General features: G+C 59.7%; 19 protein-coding genes. 15 read left to right on the forward strand and 4 right to left on the reverse strand.

The features are described 5' to 3' along the window. The first annotated feature begins 6 nt into the window (after positions 1 to 6). The 14 genes from hisF to SH292x_RS05785 all read left to right on the forward strand — a co-directional run bounded on the left by hisF (position 7) and on the right by SH292x_RS05785 (position 16,157). The gene (gene hisF / locus SH292x_RS05720; RefSeq protein ID WP_442484626.1) at positions 7 to 795 is read left to right on the forward strand and encodes an imidazole glycerol phosphate synthase subunit HisF; all 789 of its coding nucleotides are present in this window, start codon (positions 7 to 9) and stop codon (positions 793 to 795) included. A 204-nt stretch (positions 796 to 999) separates the two neighbouring features. After that, positions 1,000 to 2,634 carry a hypothetical protein gene (locus SH292x_RS05725; RefSeq protein WP_442484627.1) on the forward strand — a complete coding sequence of 545 codons (1,635 nt, stop codon included), beginning with the start codon at positions 1,000 to 1,002 and terminating at the stop codon, positions 2,632 to 2,634. Positions 2,635 to 2,785: 151 nt separating this feature from the next. Further along, entirely contained in the window at positions 2,786 to 3,868 is a 1,083-nt protein-coding gene (locus SH292x_RS05730) for a DUF1559 family PulG-like putative transporter (protein WP_442484628.1), read from the forward strand. 354 nt (positions 3,869 to 4,222) lie between these two features. Further along, the gene (locus tag SH292x_RS05735; protein ID WP_442484629.1) at positions 4,223 to 5,368 is read left to right on the forward strand and encodes a type IV pilus twitching motility protein PilT; all 1,146 of its coding nucleotides are present in this window, start codon (positions 4,223 to 4,225) and stop codon (positions 5,366 to 5,368) included. A gap of 56 nt (positions 5,369 to 5,424) precedes the next feature. Beyond that, positions 5,425 to 7,218 carry a GspE/PulE family protein gene (locus SH292x_RS05740; RefSeq protein WP_442484630.1) on the forward strand — a complete coding sequence of 598 codons (1,794 nt, stop codon included), beginning with the start codon at positions 5,425 to 5,427 and terminating at the stop codon, positions 7,216 to 7,218. A gap of 95 nt (positions 7,219 to 7,313) precedes the next feature. Continuing rightward, entirely contained in the window at positions 7,314 to 7,910 is a 597-nt protein-coding gene (locus SH292x_RS05745) for a CvpA family protein (protein ID WP_442484631.1), read from the forward strand. A 55-nt stretch (positions 7,911 to 7,965) separates the two neighbouring features. Next, entirely contained in the window at positions 7,966 to 8,700 is a 735-nt protein-coding gene (locus SH292x_RS05750) for a DUF4190 domain-containing protein (RefSeq protein WP_442484632.1), read from the forward strand. Positions 8,701 to 9,080: 380 nt separating this feature from the next. Further along, positions 9,081 to 10,427 (forward strand): outer membrane beta-barrel protein, encoded by a 1,347-nt coding sequence (locus tag SH292x_RS05755; protein ID WP_442484633.1) that lies wholly within the window; start codon positions 9,081 to 9,083, stop codon positions 10,425 to 10,427. Positions 10,428 to 10,720: 293 nt separating this feature from the next. After that, complete coding sequence (locus SH292x_RS05760; RefSeq protein ID WP_442484634.1) at positions 10,721 to 11,455, forward strand: hypothetical protein; 735 nt, start codon at positions 10,721 to 10,723, stop codon at positions 11,453 to 11,455. A gap of 43 nt (positions 11,456 to 11,498) precedes the next feature. Further along, positions 11,499 to 11,861, forward strand: coding sequence for a cupin domain-containing protein (locus tag SH292x_RS05765; RefSeq protein WP_442484635.1), 363 nt, complete (start codon positions 11,499 to 11,501; stop codon positions 11,859 to 11,861). A 114-nt stretch (positions 11,862 to 11,975) separates the two neighbouring features. Continuing rightward, positions 11,976 to 12,788, forward strand: a complete 813-nt coding sequence (locus SH292x_RS05770; RefSeq protein WP_442484636.1) for a DUF480 domain-containing protein — start codon at positions 11,976 to 11,978, stop codon at positions 12,786 to 12,788. Positions 12,789 to 12,913: 125 nt separating this feature from the next. Further along, a complete protein-coding gene (locus tag SH292x_RS05775) occupies positions 12,914 to 14,023 on the forward strand; it encodes a bile acid:sodium symporter (RefSeq protein ID WP_442484637.1) in 1,110 nt (369 codons plus the stop codon). A gap of 92 nt (positions 14,024 to 14,115) precedes the next feature. Further along, positions 14,116 to 15,618, forward strand: a complete 1,503-nt coding sequence (locus SH292x_RS05780) for an MATE family efflux transporter (protein ID WP_442484638.1) — start codon at positions 14,116 to 14,118, stop codon at positions 15,616 to 15,618. Between the two features lie 47 nt (positions 15,619 to 15,665). Continuing rightward, positions 15,666 to 16,157, forward strand: coding sequence for a DinB family protein (locus SH292x_RS05785; RefSeq protein ID WP_442484639.1), 492 nt, complete (start codon positions 15,666 to 15,668; stop codon positions 16,155 to 16,157). A 157-nt stretch (positions 16,158 to 16,314) separates the two neighbouring features. Here SH292x_RS05785 and mdoH read toward each other — a convergent pair whose 3' ends face one another. From mdoH to SH292x_RS05805, 4 genes are all read right to left on the reverse strand, one after another. After that, positions 16,315 to 18,291: a glucans biosynthesis glucosyltransferase MdoH gene (mdoH, locus tag SH292x_RS05790; RefSeq protein WP_442484640.1), complete on the reverse strand. Its 1,977-nt coding sequence runs from the start codon at positions 18,289 to 18,291 to the stop codon at positions 16,315 to 16,317. A gap of 36 nt (positions 18,292 to 18,327) precedes the next feature. Next, a complete protein-coding gene (locus tag SH292x_RS05795; RefSeq protein WP_442484641.1) occupies positions 18,328 to 18,801 on the reverse strand; it encodes a hypothetical protein in 474 nt (157 codons plus the stop codon). After that, a complete protein-coding gene (locus SH292x_RS05800; RefSeq protein WP_442484642.1) occupies positions 18,801 to 20,312 on the reverse strand; it encodes a glucan biosynthesis protein in 1,512 nt (503 codons plus the stop codon). Before SH292x_RS05800 ends, SH292x_RS05795 begins: the two co-directional genes overlap by 1 nt. Before the next feature lie 286 nt (positions 20,313 to 20,598). Beyond that, positions 20,599 to 23,349 carry a protein kinase domain-containing protein gene (locus tag SH292x_RS05805; protein ID WP_442484643.1) on the reverse strand — a complete coding sequence of 917 codons (2,751 nt, stop codon included), beginning with the start codon at positions 23,347 to 23,349 and terminating at the stop codon, positions 20,599 to 20,601. A gap of 421 nt (positions 23,350 to 23,770) precedes the next feature. On the opposite strand from SH292x_RS05805, the gene SH292x_RS05810 reads away from it, so the two are divergent. After that, positions 23,771 to 24,844: a hypothetical protein gene (locus tag SH292x_RS05810; RefSeq protein ID WP_442484644.1), complete on the forward strand. Its 1,074-nt coding sequence runs from the start codon at positions 23,771 to 23,773 to the stop codon at positions 24,842 to 24,844. Positions 24,845 to 24,979: the final 135 nt, after the last annotated feature.

A 24,979-nucleotide genomic window follows, 5' to 3' on the forward strand; every position in this document is an offset into this window, starting at 1 on the left:
AGCAGCATGCTAGCCGCACGTGTTATTCCCTGTCTCGACGTCAACCAAGGCCGTGTGGTTAAGGGGACGAATTTCGTCAAGCTCCGCGACGCGGGCGATCCCGTGGAAGTCGCCGCGCGGTACGAGGCCGAGGGGGCCGACGAGCTCGTGTTTCTCGACATCACGGCCAGCCACGAGGCGCGGGCGATCACGCTCGACATGGTTCGCCGCACGGCCGAGCGGGTGTTCATGCCGTTCACGGTCGGCGGTGGCATCCGCACGCTCGACGACGCCAAGGCCCTGATCTCGGCGGGTGCCGAGAAGGTGAGCATCAATTCGTCGGCGGTTCGCACACCGGAGCTAGTAAGTCAGATTTCGCGGTGGTTCGGAAGCTGCGCGACGGTCGTGAACATCGACCCGAAGCGCGTGACCAAAACCGACGAGGATGGCAACGAGCGCGAGGTGTGGGAGGTTCACATCAATGGCGGCCGCATTCCGACCGGCCTCGAAGCCGTCGCGTGGGCCAAGCAAGTCGAAGAACTCGGTGCCGGCGAGATCGTGCTTACCAGCATGGACTGCGATGGCACCAAGGATGGCTACGACCTTGAGATAACCCGCGCCGTGAGCGAAGCGGTGTCGATTCCCGTCGTCGCCAGCGGCGGGGCAGGGCGGCCCGAGCACCTAGCCGACGCCATTCTACTGGGAAAGGCTGACGCGGCTCTCGCCGCCAGCATCTTCCACTTCGGCGAATACACCATCGAACAGACGAAGCGCGTGATGGCCGATCGCGGCATTAACGTGCGTATGTTGGTGTGAGGGTTTGCGGAAAACGTCACGTGCCTCGTCGGGTCAAATGTTGGGCAAGCGGGGAGCGGCTTGTTGCATTCAACCGCAGTTCGTTGAAGTCCGCACCGCACAAGATTCTTGTGGATCTATTTGCCGCTTCTTAACAAGGCATGATTAGAGTGCTCCTAGCCAGCTTCCAAAGCAACCCTTCAAATCGGCAGGAGTTATCGCATCATGTTCCAACGCGTTCAAATTGGGTTTCGCGTATCGTCCGCTGCTCTGCTTTACGCCTCCTTGTGCACCTCAGCTTTTGCTCAGACGACGACTTGGCAGCTCCCCGGTGCTGGAGATTTCCTTAACTCAGCGAACTGGAACAACGGTGTCCCGGCGGCAGGTGTGGCGGGGGTCATTGACCAAGGTACGGCCCAAGCCACCACAGTTACACAACTAACTACCGCGAATCTGGTTTTGGGAAGCACCACGGGAACGAATGGTGCACTGGTGGTAGACGGAACGGACATACTGCCCCGCCAAGTGGAGGTGGGCAAGTTCGGCACCGGAACGCTGACCCTCAACAGTGGCTATGTTGACAGTGTGGATACGGAGCAGAGCATTTTCGTCGGTGGCCACGACAATGTGGGCGGTGACACTGGCATTGGCGTGATGAACATGAATGGGGGCTACGTTCGATCGGATGACGATATTCAGCTAGGGCGAAATGGTCATGGCACGCTGAACTTCACCGGCGGCATTATGCGTGGCAACTTTACCGTCATCGGCAAGTTCGGCACCGGCGTTTGGAATCAATCGGGCGGTGTGTACGCCCAGCTAGGCGGCGATTTTGAAATCGGTGATGGCGGCACGCCTGCCCAAGTTGATATTCCCGGACCAAGTGAAGGATTTATGACCTTCACAGGCGGTGTCATTCAAGTGCGAAATCGGTTTGCCATGGGCAATCGCGTGGGAAGTAGCGACATCGCCATCAGCGGTGGTGCATTATCCATCACGGGTGGTGGTATTGAGGACAACTCGCTGTACGTCGGTCGGGGTGCCAACTGGGCAGCCGAACCCGAGAATATCGGTGGCACGCAACGGTTGCGTGTTACCGGGGACGACGCGATCATCGCCGTCGCCGCGGATTTGAGATTCGACCCAGACAACGTGTTTCAGTCGGCTACGCTAATCGCCGAGATCACTGGTTCGACCCATACGCCAATTCTAGTCGGCCGGAACGCCACGATTGGCAACGGTATTCTCGAAGTCGAACTCAACGGTTACCCACCGCAGTCGGGCGATAGCTGGACGCTCATCCGCGCGGGCGTCGATCTGACCGAAACAGTGGCAGCAATTGATGCCATGGTCGAAGCCGAGGGGCCACTCGATATCAACGGCGACGGACTGCTAAATACGGATGACAAGCTTACGCACGTGTTGCCCAACGCGGCTGGTTCTATTTCCGGTCAATTCAAGGACTTCATCACCACCGCCGCGCCGCTCGCTTCGGGTCTAGAGTGGCAGCTCGACTACAGCGATGCTTCCGCCGTGGTACTCCGCGTCGTCGGTGAAACGGGTGGGTTGGTCGGCGACTACAACGACGATGGCATCGTGAACTTAGCCGACTACACCGTGTGGCGAGACAACCTTGGCGCAAGCATCACTCTTCCGGGCGAAGCGCCGGGTGCAACTCCAGGTCAGGTGACTGCCGAAGACTACACCGAGTGGAAGAACGCCTTTGGCAATATGAACTTGGCCGGCGGCCTCACCGCGTCGCCCGCCTCGGTCCCAGAGCCCACTACGTGGGTTACGGCCCTTCTAGGCCTGTTGGCTACCGGGACGGTAGTCGCTCGGTCGCGCGGTGCGCGATCGTAAGCTCTTGGCGCGAGGAAAATGGGGAAACGAACGTGGCTACACAGGGCAGCGTGTAGCTGCGTTCGGTTTTCCTTCACAGATCAGTCGAATGGGTGCAGCCGGGTGGTTGTGGCGTTGGTGGGTCGCAGTCCTCTACTCTGGAACTGAGAATATGGTTTATTGCGTAGTTTATCGCCGAAAGCAGTCGGCGTTCACGTTGGTCGAATTGCTGGTAGTAATCGCGATTATCGGGATTCTCGTAGCACTTCTACTTCCGGCCGTGCAGGCCGCTCGCGAATCCGCCCGTCGCACGCAATGCGTCAACCAACTCAAACAGTTTGGGTTGGCAATGCACAATCACGTTGACACATTGAAGGTATTCCCCACGGGAGGGAATGTTCCCCATCCGAATATCGAGCAGTACGTGAGCGGGGGGACCTTGAACGGCGCCTCGCGGCAGGGGTTGGGTTGGGGGTTTCAGCTCTTGCCCTACTTGGAGCAAGGCGCAATCCATGACCTTCGAGATTCGAACACGATCTCGCAAACGGCCGTACCCATGTTCAATTGCCCCAGCCGTCGCGGCGCCACAAGGCACGGAACAACGCTCAGGTACCTGAGCGACTACGCGGCAGCCACGCCAGGGGCGGTACCGCTCCGCGATGGACTCAGCGGCAGCTTTTGCCATCAGGGCGAGTTCTGGGGTAGTCCATCTTGTACGGACTATTCCTGCATCTGGGATGTTGAAAGCGGTTGGAAGTTTTGGGGCATCGTGGTTCGCAGCAGTTGGACGGTGCCAAAGAGCGGTGGGCCACGGGGCGCGGCGGGCACCCCTTCATTCGATCCCGGCAATACCAAGCCGACTCGACCCGCCAAGATTACCGACGGCTTGAGCAATACACTTATGGTTTCCGAAAAGCGGGTCGCCAGTGATCAGTATGAAGGAGGCGAGTGGCATGACGACCGCGGTTGGTCCGATGGCTGGGACCCCGATAACGTTCGTTCGACCATGTTTCCTATTGGACTCGATGCGTCTTCAAACGACATAGCTGAAAACCGAGTGACCGGCGAGTTTCGCGGGCAACGCGAGATCATCGAGATTCGCCGCTACGGATTCTGCTTCGGCTCGACCCATCCCGGCGGGATCAACGGCCTGTTGGGCGATGGTTCGGTCCATCTATTGTCGTTCGACATCGACCAGGAGATGTTCAATCGTATGGGACACCGCGCCGACGGCGAGGTCGTGACCATCGACTGAAGCCACCGGCGACGTCGCTATGGGGCCGGGTTTCCCTCGCCATGGCTGAGATTTCTCTATCAAGGCAGTCAGGCTTTGTGTCGCCATGGCATTCGAGGTCGACTCAGACTTTGGGAGATTGGCATCTCGCGGCACCCGCGGATATGCCTGGCGGGCTCTCCGGGGCGGGGCCGGGGGCGGGCAAAGGGCGGCCAACCGAATTATAGGAGTTTTCCGGCCCCCAGCCGCCCCTAAATCTTCTGGGCCGGGGTGTCCACTCGCCGTCAGGTTCTGTGTAAACTAGAAGTTTGCCCCCATGCCCTTTCTGGCGGGCGGGGCGACTTACGGAACACGGCACTAGAGGATGCTTCGAACATGGCTGAGCATGACGACGTCAAAAGTAGTCTCATGCACGTGCGACCCCATATTGAGGTCGACAAGCTATTCCGCGCCTGCGTCAAGCTCGAGGCGAGCGATCTGCACCTGAAAGTGGGCAGGCCGCCAATGGTGCGGGTGGATGGCTCGCTCCGCCCCATGCAGCGCGGTCCCATCTCCGACGAAGAGATGGTACAGCTTTGCTACCCGCTGATGAACGAGCGGAATCGGAAGATCTTCGAGCGCGATGGCGGTGCCGACTTTGCCCACACCTGCGACGTCGACGGTACCGTATGGCGATTCCGCGTCAACCTATTGCAACAGCTTGGCCACATGGGCATGGTCGCGCGGCGCGTCAGTAGTTGGATTCCTGACTTCGAGGGACTGAACCTACCGCCGTCCATCGAAACACTCTGCACTTACGACCAAGGCATGGTGCTGCTCGCCGGCGTGACCGGTTCGGGCAAGAGTACGACCATTGCGTCGATGCTCAACTGGATTAACCGTGGCTTCCGCAAGCACATCCTGACACTCGAAGACCCCATCGAATTCGTCTTCACCGAAGACAAGTGCCTGATCAACCAGCGCGAGATCGGCCTGGATGTCGTCGACTTCGAAGTCGGCATGAAGCACGCCGTCCGTGAAGATCCCGACGTGATGCTGGTGGGCGAAATGCGTGACAAGGAAACGTTCATGACCGCTATCCATGCGGCCGAGACGGGTCACTTGGTGTTCGGAACCATTCACGCCTCGAGTGCGGCGACCACCATTGGTCGTATCCTCGACTTGTTCCCACAAGAGATGCACAGCGCGCTGCGTAGCGCCATCGCGTTTAACATGAAGGGCATCATCGCCCAGAAGTTGCTCAAGAGCATCAAGCCGGGCGTTGGTCGTGTGCCGACGGTCGAGATCATGACGTTCACGCCGATGGTTCGCAAGCTAGTGCTCGAAGGGCACGACGAGAAGCTGCCCGACGCCATCCGGATCGGGGCGGAAGACGGCATGCAAGATTTTACGCAGAGTTTGAAGAAGCTGGTGGATGCACAGCTGATTGACCGCACGGTAGCGATGGAAGTGGCCCCGAACCGCGAAGCTTTGAAGATGGCACTCAAGGGTATCGACGTAGCGCAAGGCGGAATTCTCTGATGCAGCGACCTCTTTGGATTGTATTGTTCGCCTTGGCGCTGTGTTGCGCGGGTCCGATGGCTTCTCCCTTGTTCGCACAAGAGGGCGACCCCGCTACGGACGTCGCGCCAGCCGACCCCCCCGTCGAACCGGGCGCCGAAGCCGAAGTGCCTGCGGGGCCCGTCAGCGCGCCTGCGCCCGCAACGTGGACCGTCAAGGACATGAACGCCAAGCGAGGCCCCGCGCCGCTCAGCCTGCTCAAGTTCATCCCCGTGGTGCTGTTGGTGCTGCTGTGGACCGTGACCGGCGACTGGGTGAATCGCAGTTCGCAGATCCATGGTCTCGGATACGGCAAGTGGAACCCGATCATCTTCTTTCCGTTCCTCATCGCCATCCTGCTGATGGTATTGATACCCAACTACATCGTTGGCATCTCGCTATTAACGCTTGCCTATTTTGGCCCGTTCATTGCCTATACGGTGGTCCATAACAAGTCGGTCGAGCCTCACGAGAAGGTGTTCACTTCCGACTGGTTCCGCTACACGCTGGCCGAGACACTCGGCAAGGTCGGCATCAAGATGGAAGTCGAGCGCAAGGCCGACTACCAGAAGGGTGCCCCGGTGGAACTTAGCGCCGTGGGTGGCGACGAGTCGACCAATCAAGGCAACCTGGTCGTCGCCCGCCAGTCGCCTGGCTACTTGTTGGTAAAGGACCTCGTCGTCGACATGGTTTCGCGTCGGAGCGAGCGAATGATGCTCGACTACACGCAGGCGGGTGTCGGCGTGAAGCACCTAGTCGACGGAGTTTGGCACAGTGGCGAACCGCGCGATCGCGAAAGCGGCGACGTCATGCTAGCCGTAATGAAGCAACTGGCGAACATGGACATTACCGAGCGCCGTAAGAAGCAAGAAGGTAAGTTCGCCGCGAAGTACGAAGGTACGCAGTACCTATGCCCATTCGTCAGCCAGGGCGTGCAAACCGGCGAACGGGTGATGATGGAGCTGGTTGGCGGATCGCAAGCCAAGCTGCTGACCTACGACGACCTGGGCATGCGCGAGAAGATCAAGCAGCAATGGTCAGAGATCATGGCCCTCGACCAGGGCCTAGTGATTGTCGCCGCGCCTCCAGAGGGAGGTCTGACGACGCTCGCCGATGTCTCGATCATGGAGACTGACCGGTTGATGCGTGACTTCGTCGCCATTCAGGACGCACAGGCTCCTGACCGGGATATGGAGAACGTCGTGCTCCACACGTACGACAGCAAGAAGGGCGAATCGGCGGCGAAACTGTTGCCAGCTCTCATTCGCACCTATCCCAACGTTTACATCGTCCGCGATCTATCGGACACCGACGCGGCAAAGCTGTTGTTCGGCGAAGTCGAGGCCAATCATCTGCTCATCACCACCATTCAGGCACTCGAGGCCCCCGAGGCCCTGTTGCGGATGCTGCAGAAGAAGGTCCCGCACAAGCAGTTCGCAGAAATAGTGACGGCCGTGCTTTGTACTCGCTTGATTCGCAAACTATGCGATACTTGCAAAGTGGCGTACGAGCCAACTCCCGACCTGCTCAAAAAACTCGGCTTGCCGCCCGGCAAGGTGCAACAGCTGTATCGCGTGCCGAAGCCCGAAGAACTCGAGAAGCCGTGCCCCGCGTGCAACAACGTGGGCTACGTCGGTCGTACCGGCCTGTTCGAGCTACTCGTGGTCGACGACAAAGTTCGCGAGGTGCTGATCAAGCAGCCCAAGATCGAACTGCTGCGAAAAGCCGCCCGCCTTGCCGGCATGCGGACGTTCCAGGAAGAAGCGATCCTGCTCGTCGCCAAGGGGGTCACCAGTATCCAAGAAGCACAGCGCGTGCTGAAAGGAAGCTGACGGTAGATGACCAATTCCGAATGACGAATCACTCATCGTGTGTCGGTGGACAGCGATACCTGATACCTCCCAACTCCTAACTCCCAATTCCGCACATGTGGCTTTACTACGTAATCATCGGTGTCGTCTTCTTCGCGACCTTCGCGATGTGCGTGCAGCAAGGGTTGTGGAACAACACGCTGACGCTGATCAACATCCTGCTGAGTGGGTTGATCGCCTTTGGGTTCTATTCGCCACTCGCGAAGCTCATCGCCGACAACGGGGGCGAGACCTACGCGGGCATTCTCGACTTCATGGCGATTTGGGTCATTTACGTCGTGGCGTTTATTGTCCTGCAACGTGTCTTCGCCGCACTGCTGTCGAAGACGCAGATGCGTTTCAAAAACCCCATCGACCCCGTAGGCGGGCCGCTAGTCGGTGCCATTGCCGGTTGGTTGATGGCGGCGTTCGTCGGTGCGACACTCCACGCAGCACCGTTTCCCAAGGACATCTTCGGTGGCGTGTTCGTACGATCGGGCTCGGTCAGCACACTGACGAACCCCGATCTCGCGTGGCTGAGTATCGCCCAGAATGTGCTGGGGGAAGATAACATGGGCACGGCAAATGCTTTTAGTCTTGAGAAGTACGTGACCGACTTCGGCAAGCAGCGCGAGGGCTATGGCTTGCAGACCGACGTACTCGCCAAACCATAGTGTCGTCACGTTACCCAAGCCTCACACCAACAACACGACGGAACGAGTTAGTTTGATGAGCCAGCCAGCCGCCGATTCCCACGCAGCCGACGACTACGTCCACGACGACGTGCAAGCGGTGTCCGAGTACCGCTCGGTCAGTGGCATGGCGGTTTTGTCGCTGGTCCTGGGAGTGGTCTCGCTTTCCGCACTAGTGACGAGTTCGCTGCTGATCGTTCCGTTGCTGGGAGTCATCGTCGCGACGCTCGCGCTCCGCAAGATTTCGGCCAGCGAAGGCCGACTAGTTGGCCGCACCGTGGCGATTCTCGGGCTTGGGCTATCGCTGGCGATTGGTGCCGGGGTTTACGCCCGCGATGCGGTGGTGAATGAGTTGATCGCCACGGAAGGGGAAGAGTGGGCACTCGCTTGGTGCGATTTAGTCCGTGATGGCGAGCTTGCGACGGCAGCGGAACTCGGCGTCGGCCCCGAAGTGCGGCAACCGTTCGACGATCAGCTTGACGCCTACTACGCGACGGACGAAGAGGCCATCAAGCGAATGGAGGCGTTTAAGAACGATGTCGTGATTCGCGAGCTCATCGACGCCCCCGCAGGCTCGCGCGTGGTCCCGGGCGACGTCGTACTTGTGGAGCCTGACGGCCTGGGTGGCTACGCGATGATTCAAGCCTTCGAGTTGGTGCCACCTGCGGGCGAAGGCAATCCGTTGCGGTTTCAGCTTACGCTTCGCCGTGCCCGTCTTGCGGGGCTGGGCGGCAGCGCTTGGCTGCTGGTAAATCGCACGGCGGCGGAATAGTCTGCTTTTGCCGGCGTTTCTTCGTCCCGCTGATCCACCGGTCGGCGCGTGGTGCGCTCTCACGCCACGTCAAAGTTTACCAAATCGGTACGACCGCAACGGTCCTGATTAGGCTTAAGCCATAGGGTTTTCGCGGGCTGCCCGGCGATGTTTTGCCAGGCGGTACAGCTTATCACCAAATGTTCTTTTGGTGCGGATTCTTACGCAACTTGCCTTGCTGTCGATGCACGTTGGCGTGCCGGGGCGTCGATAAGTTCTGCGAGGCGGTTTTGTCGTTAGAGCGAACTACGACCCGCCTGCGGCGTAGTTCGCCGTGGAATACTCCCCCGTTTTCGTGTGCATGGAAATGCCGCGATGGTCCCCGAAGAAGGAGTCTTAAAGTGAACGTTGTAAAATGGACGGTGGGCTGCGCCTTGATCGCGCTCAGTGCCGGGCCGGCACTGGGTGAATCGGCAGTCCAGACGGCATTCAACTACGACCTCACGGGCTATGAGTGCGGCGAGCCTGCCTGTGGCTGTGAGGAACCGAGTTGTGAAGCCGAGAGCACTGGATGCGGCGACGACGCATGTTGCGCCGACGCGTGCGGATGTGCCGACTCGTGTGGATTGGGTCTTGGTGGTTGTTTGGGCGATTGCTGCCTCGGCGAACCTTGGGCCCTGATGGATTGCATCGACCCATGTGGTTGCTGCCGTAACAAGGTGGCTGGCTGGACTCAAGTTGGTTACCACAACGACAACACCCGTTTGTCGACTGCCCCCAACGACCTGTTGGCCTTCAATGACCAACCGGACAAGCTGAACCTGCACCAACAGTACTTCTACTTCGAACGTATTGCCGAAGGCGACGCATGCAGCGCCGACTGGGGTTACCGCTTCGACATGATGTACGGTACCGACGCGCAGAAGACTCAGGCTTTCGGCAACGACAGCCCTGTGTGGGACGCTTCGACCGGTTTCGACCATGGATCGTACGGTTGGGCTATGCCTCAGGCTTACCTGGAAGTTTCGTCGGGCGACTGGCGCGTGATTGCCGGTCACTTCTACACCATTGTTGGTTACGAAGTGGTTACCGCTCCGGGCAACTTCTTCTACAGCCACTCGTACACCATGTTCAATAGCGAGCCGTTCACCCACACCGGTGCTCTGGCGACCTACTCGGGTGTGGACAACGTCGACATCTACGCTGGTTACGTGTTCGGCTGGGACACCGGCTTCGACCAAGCCTTCGGTGGTTCGCAGTTCCTCGGTGGTTTCTCGACCGGTGTTACCGACGACATCAAGCTGACCTACGTGCTCACCGCTGGTGACTTTGGTCTGCGTTCGGCTGGTGCGAGCGGCTACAGCCACAGCATTGTGGCGAGCACTACGCTCAGCGATCGTCTGGAATACATTCTCCAGAGCGACCTCGTGAGCTACAACGATACCGCCGCTGGTGGTGGTTTCGGTTCGCAGGTTGGTATCAACCAATACCTGTTCTACACCATCAACGACTGCTGGAAGGCCGGTGCTCGTGTTGAATGGTGGAAGAGCGATGGAATTGTGGCCGCCAACAACAGCACTTCGCAGTACGAAATGACCTACGGCTTGAACTACCGTGCCAATGCCAACTTGGTTATTCGTCCCGAAATTCGCTACAACTGGATGCCTGCTGACGCCAGCTACGAAGCCGCGACCGGTATTGACTTCAATCAAACCGTGTTCGGTATCGACGGCGTGCTGACCTACTAAGGTCGACACCTGACGGACGGCTACAAGTCCTACCCCCCTGATGTCCCCCCAGTAGCCTCAGCCGTCAGACAATTTGATAACCCCCAAGACAACCGGGGCTTCTCAACGTGAGAAGCCCCGGTTTGTCTGTTTTTATGGGTACGCTCCGGAACTACCGAGTTTCTGTGGGAGGGCTCTCCGAGCCCGATCATTCAAGGGATTCCGGCTAGAAATGCAGGCACTCAATTCGTCTGGGCTCGTCCTTGGCAGTGCGGTAAGCTACGGGAGGTTTCAGCACACTTAAAGAACTCAGCTTGAAGGGCGAAAGAATGGATGCGTACCGCGCGATCGGTGTCGGCTTAATGGTGATCGCGAGTGGCTGCGCGGAGCAGCCCGCCAAAACCACCGCTAGCGCGATGGCGGAGAAGGCCGCTGCATCCACGCAGCCCATGGCGGCAAACGAAAAGGAGCCGACCGCCGTAAAACCGACCGTTCGCCAGGACTACGCCAAACTCAAAGCGGCGCTAGAACGCGGCGATGGCAAGACTGCCGCAACGCTGGTCTCCGCGGATACGATTGCCCTGTACGACAATTGCCGATCGCTGGCCGTGAGCGCGCCGGAATCGACGCTCCGTCCACTCGATCAGATGAGCGTAGTGCTTGTGTTGCAGCTTCGCTACTTGCTGCCGAAGAAAGAGCTGCAAACGATGACCGGTGCCGACCTGTTCGCCTGGGGAGTCGAGAAAGGCCTACTGAAGAAGAACACCGTCGAAGGAATCGACATCACCGGCGTCGAATTCAAGGGGGATCGAGCTGCAGCGAGTCTCACCAAGGCCGGCAAGCCACTCGATGGCTCCCGGTTTGATTTTGTTCAAGAAGACAACCACTGGAAGCTCGACATGCTGCCAATCATCGATGCCGGCAACGTGGCCCTCGAAGCGGCCCGCGCTGAGTCCGGTGGCTCGCGGGTTGACCTCGCGATGGACGTGCTAACGCAAACGTACAACAAACCGATGCCCCGTGAGATCCTCCAGGGCCCGCTGCGATAGATTTAGTCGTCCACCTTTGGAAATCACAACGCTAGGAATACCGATGCCTCGACTGATAGCCTCTCCTACTCGCGTTGAAGCCGTTGGTACACCGCCGAAGACGATCGAGGAATTTGTCGGTCGCGTTAACAGCGGAGACGCCGAAGTAAGCATCGCGCGCATGACGAGTCCGTCGGGTTGGTCGGAGCCGGGGCAGACGCCCGAGTTTGCCGAGTACACGGTGGTGCTTCGCGGAGAGCTGGTGGTCGAGACTCGCGGCGAGACCTCCCGCGTCGGGGCAGGGCAGGCCATCGTCACCGAGCCTGGCGAGTGGGTGCGGTACAGCACGCCAGGGAGCGAAGGAGCCGAGTACGTGGCAGTCTGCCTGCCGGCGTTCTCGCCCAGCACGGTGCATCGCGACGCGTAGTATTTAGTTGGATCCGCTTGGCGGGTCGTTTTCGCCATCGTTGCTCGGTCGGGCGGGCGGCGTTAGAATACGCGGCTCGCACTTCATACGCCGCTGCTGTAAGGATACGCCATCATGTCCGACGACGTTGCCGCCCCGCCGAAATGGACCCAACTCGAAGCCCTCGAGCGCCGTGTGCTCGGCGTGCTGATCGAGAAAGCCAAGACCACGCCGGATGTCTATCCGCTGACGCTCAAGGGCTTGGTGACGGGCAGCAACCAGAAGAGCAACCGCTTTCCGCAGATGGAAGTGGACGAAGACCGCATTGCCGATGCGCTCGAAGAGCTTCGGAAGGTCGGCGCGGTCGCCATCATTCAGGGAGATGGTCGCGTTGAGAAGTATCGCCACCTCGCGTACGAATGGCTCGGTGTCGACAAAGTCGAGATGGCGGTGATGGCCGAGCTGCTGCTCCGTGGTGCGCAGACCATCGGCGAACTTCGCGGTCGTGCAGCGCGGATGGAGCCGATTAAGGGTCTCGACGAGCTCGGACCGATTCTGCAAAGCTTGCAAGCGAAGAGCTTGATCGTCTACCTCACGCCTCCCGGCCGTGGCGCGGTGATCACGCACAATCTCTATCAGCCCCGCGAGATGGAAAAAGTCCGCCGCGAGCATGGCGTGTCGATGCCCGAGGATGGACATCCTCGTCCCCAGCCGGCAATGGATCGCGAAGAGCCCGCCTATGCTCCCGCCCCCACACCGATGGCGCCTCCTCGACCACAGGCTGTGCCGACGAGCAGCCCGTCGAACGCCTCTTCGGAAGTGGTCGCCTTGCGGGAGGAAGTGGCCCACCTGCGGACGTCGCTCTCGGCGTTTCGTGACGAGACCGAGGCCAGTATCGCGATGCTCCATGAACAGCTGGCCGACCTCAACCGTCAGCTTGGAAATTAGCCGAGTGGAGCGGAATTCGTTACGTTCCGCACCTATTTCGCCGCGATTCCCGTATTACTCCCAGCTTGCCAAGCGGTTACACTTGGCGGCCTGGAGGGGGGAATCGTATTGGACCGGCATCGACCATGATCGCAACGTGGATAACTCGCTTGAGCGAAGCGGTGCGGCATCATTTGCCGTGGTTGCTCATCGCGTGCTATGCCCTCGCGATAGTCCTTCCATGGCCTGGTCAGGCCATGCAGGCGTGGAGCTTTCCTGAATCCTGGCCCGAATTAGCTCGGCCGAGAACGTCGCAGTTAATGGTCGCGGTGCTACTGCTTCTCGCCTCGATGGGGATCGAAGTCCGCCGATTGCCCATCGTCGTGCGTCGGCCCGCGCTCCTCGCAGCATCGCTCCTCGCAGTGTGGGTAGTGCCGGCAGTTGTGGTGCTTGTGGCGTGGTGGCTCCTTTCGCAAGTGATCGATCAAACGGCCGCCTCGACGCTACTCGTAGGCTTTGTGCTTGTTGCGGCGATGCCGGTCGCCAATTCGGCCGCCGGCTGGACACAGCAGTCGCGCGGCGAGTTGCCTTGGACGCTGGCGCTGGTGGTATTGTCGATTTTAGTTTGCCCCTGGATGATCCCGCTGGTGCTCAATCTGTTGGGCCTTTCATTTTCCGATAATGAAGCGGAAGCCCTGGAGCAACTCACGTCAAGTTTCACAGGAATCGAGTTCGTCGTGTGGGTGCTGCTCCCCACCGCGCTTGGCATGATCGTGCGCTGGGCGGTGGGTGCCGCGCGGGTTTCGCACAATCGACAAGGTGTGTTGCTTCTCAGTGCGGGGACGCTGCTGCTGCTCAACTACATGAACGCCGCGAGTGCGTGGCCCCAGATGCGCGACGATTTCCGCTTGGTCTGGCTGATCGTCTGCATCGCGATGGCACTGGTGCTTTGCACGGCAGGGCTCGTCGTGGCGCAGCTTCTTGGGCGAATCTTCCGGTCCACCGGCACTACGATCACCGCGCTCGATTACGCGCTGACTATGAAAAACACGGGGCTCGCCCTCGCCCTGGCGAGCAACGTCTTGGTCGACCAGCATGTGCTGCTGCTCCCCGTGTTTACCACAACGCTGGTGCAGCATCTGTTTGCTAGCGCTCTGCATCGTAGCGCTATACGAAGGAATGGTTTAGTACCGGAAGTCACCGGAACTCCCGAGGAAACCGCAACTCGGGGAAAGTCTGCGGAAGCCCGGCCGTAGACGATTGCGCGAACCTCACACTATCTTGGTGTGTCCAGCCGGCACCCCTCAGGTCGGCGGGTGCGGTGGCCAGGAACAGTGGAGCTTGTGCGATGGACTCGGTGACGGATGCATCTTCGACCAACCCCTATGAACCGAGCGTGACATCGGGACCCGACTATTCGCCTAGTGACGAACAGAGCTGGTGGCGACGACCGGCTGGCGGTCGCGAAGTGTTGACGATGGCACTGCCGCTGGTTATTTCCAGCTTGTCGTGGACCGTCATGACGTTCGTGGACCGGGTGCTTCTTGCCCAGCAGTCGGGCGACGCAATGACCGCGGCCTTCGCGGCGGGGACGGTATGGTTCTCGACACTCTGCCTGCCGCTTGGAATCGCGATGTACACGAGCACGTTCGTGTCGCAGTATTTCGGCGCCGGGCGAAACGATCGCATCGGAGTCGCTGTCTGGCAAGGTGTGTGGCTAGCACTCGCGGTCTCGCCATTCTTGTTAATGGCAATTCCGATGGCACCCGCGTTGTTTCGTCTTGCGGGACACTCCGATTCCATCACGGAGTTGGAGCTCATCTATTTTCAGATTCTATGTTGGGGCGGACCACCTATGGTGGTTGCCCAGGCCCTGGCGTCGTTCTACAGCGGTCGCGGCAAGACCTCGGTGGTCATGGTGGTTGACACCTCAGTCGCGGTGCTGAACTTGGCTCTCGACTGGATTTGGATCTTTGGTTACCTAGGATTTCCGGCCATGGGGATCGCGGGGGCCGCTTGGGCGACCGTCGTCTCGATTTGGATCAAGGCACTCATCTACGCCATTCTGGTCTTACAGCGAAAGCACCAGATTGAGTTCGGTACGCTTGCCGGCATGCGGTTCGACTGGCCACTGTTTATCCGCCAGATTTACTACGGGGGACCCAGCGGTCTGCAACTCGTGCTCGACGTGCTGGGATTCACCGTGTTCATTGTCCTCACGGGACGACTCGGCAACATCGAAGCAGAAGCTACGACCATGGCCTTCTCCGTCAGCACGCTCGCTTTCATGCCGGTGTGGGGATTCGGAATGGCAGCGACGATTCTCGTGGGGCAGCACCTCGGCGAAAATCGCGAGCACTTGGCAGCCCGAGCCACGTGGACCTCGCTGGTGTTCGCGCTCGGTTACATGGCCACCATTTCGCTCACTTACTTGGCGGTGCCAGACCTTTACTTGGTGCCATTCTTCGCAGGTGATCGCGCTGCCGACACGCATGCTGCAGTGAGAGCTCTCGCCATTACGCTCCTGCAGTTCGTCGCGGCCTATAATCTGCTCGATGCCACGCTCATGATCTTCTCAAGCGCGATCAAAGGGGCAGGGGACACGCAGTTCGTGCTCCGTGTAAGCGTCGTTATGGCCATCTCGCTCTCGGTTCTCAGTTGGATGGCCGTCGAGTGGCTTAAGCTGGGCGTTTTCGGCTGCTGGACCCTCATCACGCTGTGGGTGTGGGTGATGGGCGTGGTATTCTTGTGGCGATTCCTCGGTGGCAAATGGCGAACCATGCGAGTTATCGAACAGACGCCGCCCGACCTTTCGGGCACGACGCTGGAAACCGAGCCCGCGTTGCCCTAATCTGTTGGCATTGCCACGTTGTCCTTTCGTATTGCCGAGGAGTTTTGATGAACGTCCAGCAGTCGCTCTCCACCATGCTTGAGAACAGCACTCGTGTGCTGAACGCGTACATTGAGGACCTCTCGCAGGAAGACTTGATGTACAAGCCCGCCGAAGGGTGCAATCACCTGGCGTGGCAACTGGGGCATTTGATCGTGTCCGAAAACACGCTCATGGAGATGGTAAGGCCCGGCTCAGCGGTGGAGCTTCCCGCAGGTTTTGCGGAGCACCACGGTCGGCAGGCGTTTACGGACAACGACCCCAGCCACTTCTGCGACACCAAGACCTACATCGAATTGTTCGATAAGGTCCACGCCGCTGCGCACAAGTTGATCGCGAGCCTTAGCGAAGCCGATCTCGACGAGCCCGCCCCTGAAATGGTCCGTGGCCGCTTTCCGACGATGGGGCACCTGATGACGCTCATCGCCATGCACCCCATGATGCACGCCGGGCAGTTCGTTCCCGTGCGCCGGACGCTGGGAAAACCCGTGACGATCTAGGTCTTCGCGATTTTATCGTGTTGTCGGTTTCAGAGTTCACTCCGACGACACGTAGGTCGTCGGCTATTCTCACTCGACTAGAGAGTTGCTCAGTTATTCGCAATAGCTAGCCGACGACCTACGTGTCGTCGGACAAGCCGTCTCACTTGCTCGAACCTCACGCCTGCGCCGTCCACACCCCGACGTGGCACGCTTCGAGCAGTTGCGGATCGGACAAGACGGCCCACTTCTCGTCGCGGGCGAGTTCACGCTTGCGGCTGGAAGTGAGCCAAGTTCGCACGCGACTTTCGACTTCGGGCTGGGCGGGGCGTACGGCCGCGGTCGCCTCCAAAAGATGCAGGTGCTGCCCCACCGCGCCGGCGTCGCGTAGGAAGTCTTCGAAAGTTAGTTCGTTCGTCGCCGCGGTATCTACGGCGGCTAGGTTCTTGCGATAACGGCGGACGATGGTCGGCGGATGACGTTCTTCGGGTACGAGTAACCATCCCCAGTGCTTCAGGCGCTCGCCCACTTCTTTGCTGCTCACGAGCACCGAAAGCGGCACTGCGAGGATTAAGCCAGTGGTAATCGGCAGTAGCCACAGGGCAAGCGTTGGCGAAAACCACGCCGCTCCTACCGCCACCGCGATGCCAAGCATCGTTTGCCACCAGTGGGCTGACCACGCGTCGCCCCACGAAAGACCGCGGCCTGATCGGTCCTGGGCGTTCCATTCCACGCTCTTACCGCGGAACGTCGACCACACGAACAACGAATGGAACGTCATCAAGATCGGTGCCATTAGAATCGACAGTACGAGTTCACCCATCACTCCAAGCGCCAACCGCAGGGGTCCGACGAAGCCGATCCGTTCGCGACGATCGCTGATCGCGAGCACGTAACCCAATAGGCGGGGCAGAAACAACAGGGCGAGCACGATGCCGAACACCATGATTGGCACCCAGGGCGATTGGGAGTTTTCGACCTCGCGACCGTGGTAGAACGCAATGGGACTTAGCAGCAGGAACGCTGCCCACAGCGGCGACGACCCGTACGCCAGCACTCCGGTAAGGAAGTGAAAGCGGTTTTCCATCGGAATGTCTTTGCTGGCAATGAGCCGCGTGTGCTGCATGTTGCCTTGGCACCAACGCTGATCGCGCTGGGCGTAGGCGGTGAGTGTCGATGGGCTTTGCTCGAAACTACCAGCAAGGTCGGCGGCGAGCTGCACCTTGTACCCGGCACGCCGCATCAGGGCCGCCTCGACGAAGTCGTGGCTAAGGATCTCGCCCCCCAGTGGACGCGTGCCGGGGAGTTCGCTGAGTCCGCAGTAACGAGTGAAGGCGCTCACGCGAATGATCGCGTTATGTCCCCAGTAGTTGCTGCCATCGCCAGCGAGCCACGCGAGGCCCGTCGACAGCATTGGTCCGCACAATCGCGCGATGAATTGCTGGCTACGCGCGAGTAGCGACGATTGCCCGAGGGGCATCGGGGGCGTTTGCAGGATGCCCAGGCGCCGATCCGCTTCCATGCGTCTCACCAATTCGGCGAGTACGCTCGCTTCCATCAAGCTATCGGCGTCCAGGACAACCATGTACCTGTACGCTGCTCCCCACCGCGTGCAAAAGTCCGCGATGTTGCCAGCCTTGCGACAAACGTTCTGCGGCCGGTGGCGGTAGAACACGCGAGGTAGCGACTCTTCTTTATTGAGCTGCTGCCACTGTCGCTCCTCGGCCAGCCATTTGTCGGGATCGGTCGAATCGCTCAGCACGAAGAAATGAAATTGCTCGGTGAGACCTGAATCTGCGAGCGATTGACGCATCGCCTCGAGGCCAGCGTAGACCAGCTTTGGGTCCTCGTTGTACACAGGCATCAGGATGGCTGTGGTGCAATTCGACTTCGTCGCGAGCGCTCGGGTCCTCGCCGACGAAGTGTCCTTCGCGGGAGGGTGCATAACACGTAGCACGAAGCCAATCGTGGCGACGCCACACCACAGACCGAGCCATGCCATGAGGACGAACAGCAGCGATGCGACGAGCACATCGACCACCGACACGCCACCTACGGTCATACCGGGCATAACGGCTTGCGTGACGAAGAACGACAGCACTAACGTGCAAACGACAAGCGCTACGCGAGCCGCGGTAACTTTTAGCGAGGACATGTTTTATTCAACCAGCCTTCCCTTTCGGGTGGCCCATTACCCCAGGCCGATCTTGGACCACGCGACGGTGACAAACGCCATCATCTGCGTGAAGACTTGCCGCCAGAAAGTTGGCGAGGCAGGGGTGACCAGTTCGCCCAGCGGTTGGGCGGGCATTTGCCGCTCGCAGCCCCGTGGCACCCAATCACTCGGGCTAGCCGACTTGCGAGGCTCGGGTTTAGCGAGCAAGCCAATTCGCCGTGCCGCGATGCGAACCGCTACGCCCGAAAGCGTATGCGAAGCTCCGCCGGCATCCTGACGGACGATCCACTCGTCGGCGTTTTGGACGCATTCGTTGGCGAATCGCGCGATGTCATTGGGGTCGCGCAGTCCGTGGTGCCGAGCGTAGTCGGCAACCAAGATGCGCGCGGCTTGACGCTCGCGATTCACTTGGTCCGCGGTCTGGGGGTCGAACTCGGCGACACCGAGCGACGTGACGGTAAACGTGTTTTGGGGGTACTCGTGTTCCATTACTGATTGGCTAACTGCAGGTTCTCTTTTCCGGACTTCCAGCGATAGCTATACACTTCGCTAACTTTCTTGGTCTCTTTTTCCAGCCACACTTCGACGCGTGCCTCTTGCGCTTCGTCGGGCTGATAACGTAACGTCACTTCGACGGTCGAGTCGTCGGTCCAGGCGACATCGACCGAAGTGATTTTTCCATGGGAACAACGGGTTCCAGCGATCAGGCCTTCGAGGTTCGCCTGAAGTCGCTCGGGGACTTCGAACTTCACTCGCATCTGGCCCACTTCTTCGCGAACTTTCGACTCGATCACGGGAGCAACTTGATGGCCCCATGGTATGGTGGTGCCAAAGGTGAGCTCGTAGTTAAACGCGATCGACTCCGCGAGGTCGGCCTTTTGATCGATGACGAAGTACGCCCCGATGTTGTCGATTCCTTCATGCTTGGCGTCGAGTTCCAGCAACTCAATTCGTCCCGGCCCCCAAGGATTCTGAGCACCGGCTTCGACCCAAATGCTGGGGCGTTGGTGGTAATGAGCCTCGTCGTCCTTGTAATGTTCGGGGTCGCGATCGCGTTGCATCAATCCGAAGCCGTGCAAGTTTTGCACGGGCCACGACTCGACCTGTGGCTTGTCGGGCCGCTTGAGATCACGCCACACCCATTCATTATCGTCACGATGGATCAGCAATCCGTCGGAATCGTGCACAGAAGGACGTGGATCGTCGGCCGGCTGGGTCTCAGGGTTCCACATGAACATGCTGGTGAGCGGCGCGAGCGCGAGCTTTTGAATGCCATGTCGACGCCAAACGCGAGCACTCACTCCTACCTTGGTTTCCTCGCCGGGACGAATCGTGAACTCGTACGCCCCGACCACGCCGGGACTTTCGAGCAAAGCCCACATCCGCTGCGGCGCGTCGGCCTTGGGACGCTCGACCCAAAACTCGAGGAACCGTGGAAACTCTTCCGGCGAACCCAACCCAATATCTACCGCGAGCCCACGCGCCGAGGCACCGTACCACTGCCCGGCACCAATGCCGCGAAAGTAGCTAGCGCCCAGGAACGTGAGGAATTCGGTCTTATGTTCGTTGCCAGGCAGCAGCGACATGAACCTCAGGCCTGCGAAACCACCACCCGGCTCCTTAGCCAGCGGTGCGGACTCGCCACGGAACTGAAACCAATGATCGCTGTATTCGACGTCGGTGATTTTGTCGCCATCGACCACGTGGATCTTCACGGGGTATTCGAACAAGAAGCCAGCGGGAAAGAACTCCATCCACGTTGTCAGGTCTTCCTCCCGCCACAGGGCGTTTTCGTGCCGCTGGGCGATTAGACGGAAGGTGTCGTACGTGAGATCGAGATAGGGCTTAGAAACCCTAGTCGGCGGTACGTGCGGTTTGGAGGCCATGTCGCGGGCAATCCGCTCGACGCTAGCAAGGCCGAACTCGTCGGCCGTCGCTACCCCGGCGACACCCCACAGCACGACGCAGCTCCAGAGCAAATTGGACGGCAAGCGAAACATGCGAAACTTCGCAATCTCTAACGATCTGTTCCTAAAAAGGAGGTCGCCTGTTGCCGCCCCCTGACACGGCCCCAACAGCCTTGTCCGGGGCGTCCATTATGCAATTCTAGTGCCAAGCTTGGAAATGCCCCGAAAGGGGGTAAACAGGGCAAGAATCACCCAAAGATTGCTCAGAAACTAGGCAAGGCGGGTAGCGTAGCGGATTTTCCTGGCATTTTGGCGGCACCATTCAGGCCACCAGGATGGTTGCCTATCGGCCACAGTGGGTGCTAGCGGTCCGAAATCTTTACAGGGGTTCTTGAACCAGCACAACCCAATCGGTCGGAATGACCTCGTCATTCTCTAGCTTCACTTCGACCGGCGCGACGGCACACCAGTACCGCTTCTTCCGGCCCAGTGGATCGGGGTAGTCTTCGATGATCCGAACCGTATCGCCCGACTTTAGAGCCTCCTCTACCTGTGCCAGCAACTCCGGCGACAGGCGTTTCTGGTTGCCGAGTTCGCTAGGATCGGCCATGTGATTGTGGTGGAGGATGAGCCCGCGTTGAGGAGTTCCATCGATTTCGTCCTCTCGCAGATCCACCAGCAGCACTTCCTTCCCTGGGGGCAACTGGTCTTCCAGCGCCAAGAAGCTTCCCAGGTCGAGGCTCATGGCCAATACACCTGAAACTTTGCTGGTCGTCGTTGGAATGAGTTGATCACGCACCGGTACGCTAAACGCTACTTTCAATTTGTGCGTCGATGTGCTCTCGTACACGGCGGAGCGATGCGGCTCGCTAACTGGCTTGATTACCGTGGTACCTTCAGGCAGGTTTGACCCTTGGCCGTGAAAATAGTCGCGGCTAGCGTAGTTGCTTCCAACGCTAAGGGAGTGCGGTGCCCGTGCGACCTGAGTTCCATTACTGAGGGCCACAAACCAACTCTCGGCGGGCATGCGTGCTTCAAGCGACTTCTTTTGCTCCCCTAGCCACTCGCTGAGTGGGTCCCACATCTGCTGAAACTCGTTCTCGGGGATCGCTGAGTCGCGAGATACCTCGTCCAACCGAGTGACGTAATTCTGTAAGGTCACCAATCTGCTCTCTGCACCTTCGCCGGGCAGCACACCGGTTTTCGAACTGCTCAGTTCGCTTAGGGCCTGGAAGCGATCACGAACCTCTCGGGCGATGTTCTTCGCGGCCGTGCGGGCGGCGTAAACCGCGTTTTCGCGTTTAGTGGTCCGCAGGCGCTCCTGTCCCTGTCGAGCTTGGTCGGCGAACCATGCCCCCACGCCCAAGGCCAAGAGTAGGGCAATCGCCGCCCCCCACAGCCATCGCTTCGTGGCCACCGGAGTGGCGGTGAGCGTCGAGCCGAGCTTTTTCCCGGCGAGCTGCGTGTCGCTTTGCGGCCCGTTGCCCGCTAGCGTGTCGGTGGCGTGCCCAATTTGCGTCGGTGCCTGCGAGGGCTTCTGGCGAGCTTGCTCCACTAACGCCACCAAGTTATTGCCCGCCGCGAAAGTCGCCAAGTCGTTCGCCAAATCCAGCGGCGACTGGTAGCGCTCGGCCGGATCTTTAGAGAGCGTCTTGCGGATCAAGTTCCATAGCGGCCGCGGAATTTCCGAACCACCTCGAATCGGGGGTACTTTGCTGCGCTCATGCGCTTTCTCGGGACGCAGGTCCGAATCCAAGAACGGTGGCTTACCACTCAGCAGGTGATACAGAGTACACCCTAGACTGTAGATGTCCGAGCGAATGTCGACGCTGGTCGTCCGCCACTGCTCGGGGCTCATGTACATCGCCGTGCCCATCGCGCGATAATCGAGCCGCGTGAGACGTTCGTGGTCGTCCCCCACTAACAGCGCGAGCCCAAGATCCAAGATTTTCACCAGGGGCTGTTGCGAGCCGCTGGGCGTGTCGCTGGACAATAAGTGGGGTGTTGCAACCGTGGTGACCATCAAATTCGATGGCTTAATGTCGCGGTGCACCATCCCCCGATCGGCGATGTACGCCAGCCCGAGCGCTGCCTGCCTTGCGACCTCACAGGCGTTGGCGATTGACATTGGCCCGAAGCGCTCGACCAGATCGCCTGCACTTGTCCCGTCGATGTACTCCATCACCAGGAAGTGCGTCTCGTCCTCGGGCGTGGACGAGTCGATGGCAACCACGATGTTCGGGTGCTCGAGGCCTCCAATGGCCTTAATTTCCTGGTAAAAACGCTTCACGATCTCGTGCTGACCGGCGGCCACCAGGTGAGGCTTGATCACTTTCACCGCCCGCAGGCGACCGAACTGTGAGTGCCGCGCTTTGAACACATCGCCCATGCCGCCGGCACCCACCAACTCGCCCAATTCGTAGTTTCCCAGTCGCGTCGGGCGAGCCACCACGGTGCTGGTTGGCACCTGACCATCGGGCACGAGGCCGGCGATTTTTGAATAGGCAACGGTCCCCGAACGCGTCGTCCACTCGCGCGGCGTTTCCGCCGAGGGTTTCCGGCGTGTGTCTTGAGGTTTGCGGCCATCGAACAGCAGTTCGTGCACTTCGACCGGACCGATTCCTTTGAGTTCACGCCGTCCGTGCGCGTGGAACTCAACGCCGTTGAGCCCTGCGTCTTCCAGAATCGCCCGTGCCGCGCGCGACACCAGGATCTGCCCGCCTGCGGAGAAGTCATTCAGTCGCGCCGCGTAGTCGACCGCTTTGCCGATGAAGTTCTCGGCGTCGTGCGGATCGATCTGAGGCGACCCCAAGTGCATGCTAACCCGAATATTGGCCTGCGAGCCGCTGGGGCTGGAGAGAGGATGCTCCTCATGGTTTCGTACGATACCAATCGCCCACTTAGCCGCCGACACCGCGTCGCCGAACACCAAAAAGTGCCCGTCGCCCGCCGTCGATACGACGCGTCCCCCAAAGTCGGCCGTAAACGCCTCGACGCGCTCGCGGTGGGGAAGGAGTATCTGGGTCAAGAACGCCTCGTCCCGCTCGGCATCGCTGCCTCCGGGCATTTCGCTCTTCAGTTCCACCGACCCCGTCAGGTCGGAGAATACAAACGTCCGCAGTTCGGCCACAGTTGGCGGTTCGCCCTTCGGTTTTTTTTAGCGGTTTTTCGACGTGCGAGCCCCCAGGGACGAGCTTCCGGACCAGCCACTCCGGTGTCGAACGCCCGAATTCTACGGCCTATCCGGGCAATTTCCCATTCCAAACACCCCTACAGTCCCACACCAGCTTACCGCACTCCACCCGAAGCCCCTAAAAATCGCTTGAGGGTTCTGCACGCCTGAGTAAACTAAGGGGATGGAACAGAGACTGCCGGCCACGCCCGTAGCCATGCTTTAGGCTCGGAGCTGCGCGGACGGCACCTCTTGTACAACCGGCTTTTGCCGAGGTTTTTAGATCCCTTCGTCGAGCGGGCCCGTGCATCAAGAGGCACGAGTTCGGGGCAAATCGGCGTCGAGCGCCAGCCCTGGCGGCACCCCAAGAGGTTCATCCGTGAATAGCTTTTCCGCTCGATTTCCCCGCGTTGCACGCTATTTTGCCATGCTGTGCGCGGTGTGTGCCTTCCAAGTGCCGTCGCTCGCCCAGCCTACCCACTGGATCGATCTCAGCCTCAACTTGATCTACAACGACGAGAACGACCCCACCTCTGGCGGCACCTGGCAAGTCGCCGCTAAAACGAGCCATCACGGGCTAGCTGATGTGTCGTTCTATTTAAAGAACATCGTTAACACCGAGGTCCCAACGCTTCTGGCACCCCGTGGGAACGTCAACGGCGGGGCTCCCGGAGGCCCCAATGCTGGGTTCAAGAGCGCTCATAGCCTGGTAAACGCGGAGGGAGCTGTTGGGCACTACATGCAGGTTTTTCAGCAGTCGCTCGTCTCGACCACGCTCGATCAGCCGCTGTTCTATGGCGTAGGGGCTCTCGTGGATCCTGAAGGCGCTGTGCCTAATTTTCCGGGAGCCGCGACCCAATTCCCCGACGCTTCCTCTGCCGGTCCGTCGATCCCCACCCTCGCCGATTTGCAAAACGCGCCGTGGGGTAACGGCGATGTCTTCGGCGATGCTGCTTGGGCCCACGCGGCACTGCTGCTCACCGGCTCGTTCGATCCTGGGCAAACTCCGTCGTTCATCACCGAAGGCCCCGGAAATCTCGCCGATCCACTCGGCACCGTATTCGTCACACTCCCGGCAAACTCCACGCTCGTCGGCGACAAGTCCGCCCAACTAACTCCTACGTTCTTCGTCCGCGACAATCTCGTCGACGCACCGGGAACCGGTGGCGACTACAACGGCGATGGCATCGTCAATCTGGCCGACTACACCGTCTGGCGGGATTCGCTGGGTGCCACAGCGGCCCCTCCCGGCTCTGGCGCCGATGGGGACAGTAGCGGCACGATCGACGCAGGAGACTACACAATCTGGAAGAACAACTTCGGGCTCACGATTCCCCCACTAAGCGGCGTCAGCGCCGGCCCCGTGGCAATCCCCGAACCTCAAACCCTTATCATTACAGTGCTTGCGATGCTCGGCGTGGGCTTCGCAGGTCGCTTTTCAACCCCGCGCTAAACCGTAACAGTCAGTATCGACCCGTCCGTCAAGGGTGAATTTTATTAAAAAAACGGATTCACCTTTAAAACTGCTTGACAGCCTCGAAAAGCCCTAACATAATGCGTCCGTGTTGGCCATTGAACTCGCTGCCCG

Source organism: Aeoliella fuhlenseeensis (assembly GCF_052161615.1).
In the GTDB taxonomy this organism is placed as follows: domain Bacteria; phylum Planctomycetota; class Planctomycetia; order Pirellulales; family Lacipirellulaceae; genus Aeoliella.

What these genes read in the sequence shown, in the direction of transcription:
- hisF (WP_442484626.1), top strand. Translation starts at nt 7, where the DNA reads ATGCTAGCCGCACGTGTTATTCCCTGTCTCGACGTCAACCAAGGCCGT.
- SH292x_RS05725 (WP_442484627.1), top strand. Translation starts at nt 1,000, where the DNA reads ATGTTCCAACGCGTTCAAATTGGGTTTCGCGTATCGTCCGCTGCTCTG.
- SH292x_RS05730 (WP_442484628.1), top strand. Translation starts at nt 2,786, where the DNA reads ATGGTTTATTGCGTAGTTTATCGCCGAAAGCAGTCGGCGTTCACGTTG.
- SH292x_RS05735 (WP_442484629.1), top strand. Translation starts at nt 4,223, where the DNA reads ATGGCTGAGCATGACGACGTCAAAAGTAGTCTCATGCACGTGCGACCC.
- SH292x_RS05740 (WP_442484630.1), top strand. Translation starts at nt 5,425, where the DNA reads ATGGCTTCTCCCTTGTTCGCACAAGAGGGCGACCCCGCTACGGACGTC.
- SH292x_RS05745 (WP_442484631.1), top strand. Translation starts at nt 7,314, where the DNA reads ATGTGGCTTTACTACGTAATCATCGGTGTCGTCTTCTTCGCGACCTTC.
- SH292x_RS05750 (WP_442484632.1), top strand. Translation starts at nt 7,966, where the DNA reads ATGAGCCAGCCAGCCGCCGATTCCCACGCAGCCGACGACTACGTCCAC.
- SH292x_RS05765 (WP_442484635.1), top strand. Translation starts at nt 11,499, where the DNA reads ATGCCTCGACTGATAGCCTCTCCTACTCGCGTTGAAGCCGTTGGTACA.
- SH292x_RS05770 (WP_442484636.1), top strand. Translation starts at nt 11,976, where the DNA reads ATGTCCGACGACGTTGCCGCCCCGCCGAAATGGACCCAACTCGAAGCC.
- SH292x_RS05775 (WP_442484637.1), top strand. Translation starts at nt 12,914, where the DNA reads ATGATCGCAACGTGGATAACTCGCTTGAGCGAAGCGGTGCGGCATCAT.
- SH292x_RS05780 (WP_442484638.1), top strand. Translation starts at nt 14,116, where the DNA reads ATGGACTCGGTGACGGATGCATCTTCGACCAACCCCTATGAACCGAGC.
- SH292x_RS05785 (WP_442484639.1), top strand. Translation starts at nt 15,666, where the DNA reads ATGAACGTCCAGCAGTCGCTCTCCACCATGCTTGAGAACAGCACTCGT.
- mdoH (WP_442484640.1), bottom strand. Translation starts at nt 18,291, where the DNA reads ATGTCCTCGCTAAAAGTTACCGCGGCTCGCGTAGCGCTTGTCGTTTGC.
- SH292x_RS05795 (WP_442484641.1), bottom strand. Translation starts at nt 18,801, where the DNA reads ATGGAACACGAGTACCCCCAAAACACGTTTACCGTCACGTCGCTCGGT.
- SH292x_RS05800 (WP_442484642.1), bottom strand. Translation starts at nt 20,312, where the DNA reads ATGTTTCGCTTGCCGTCCAATTTGCTCTGGAGCTGCGTCGTGCTGTGG.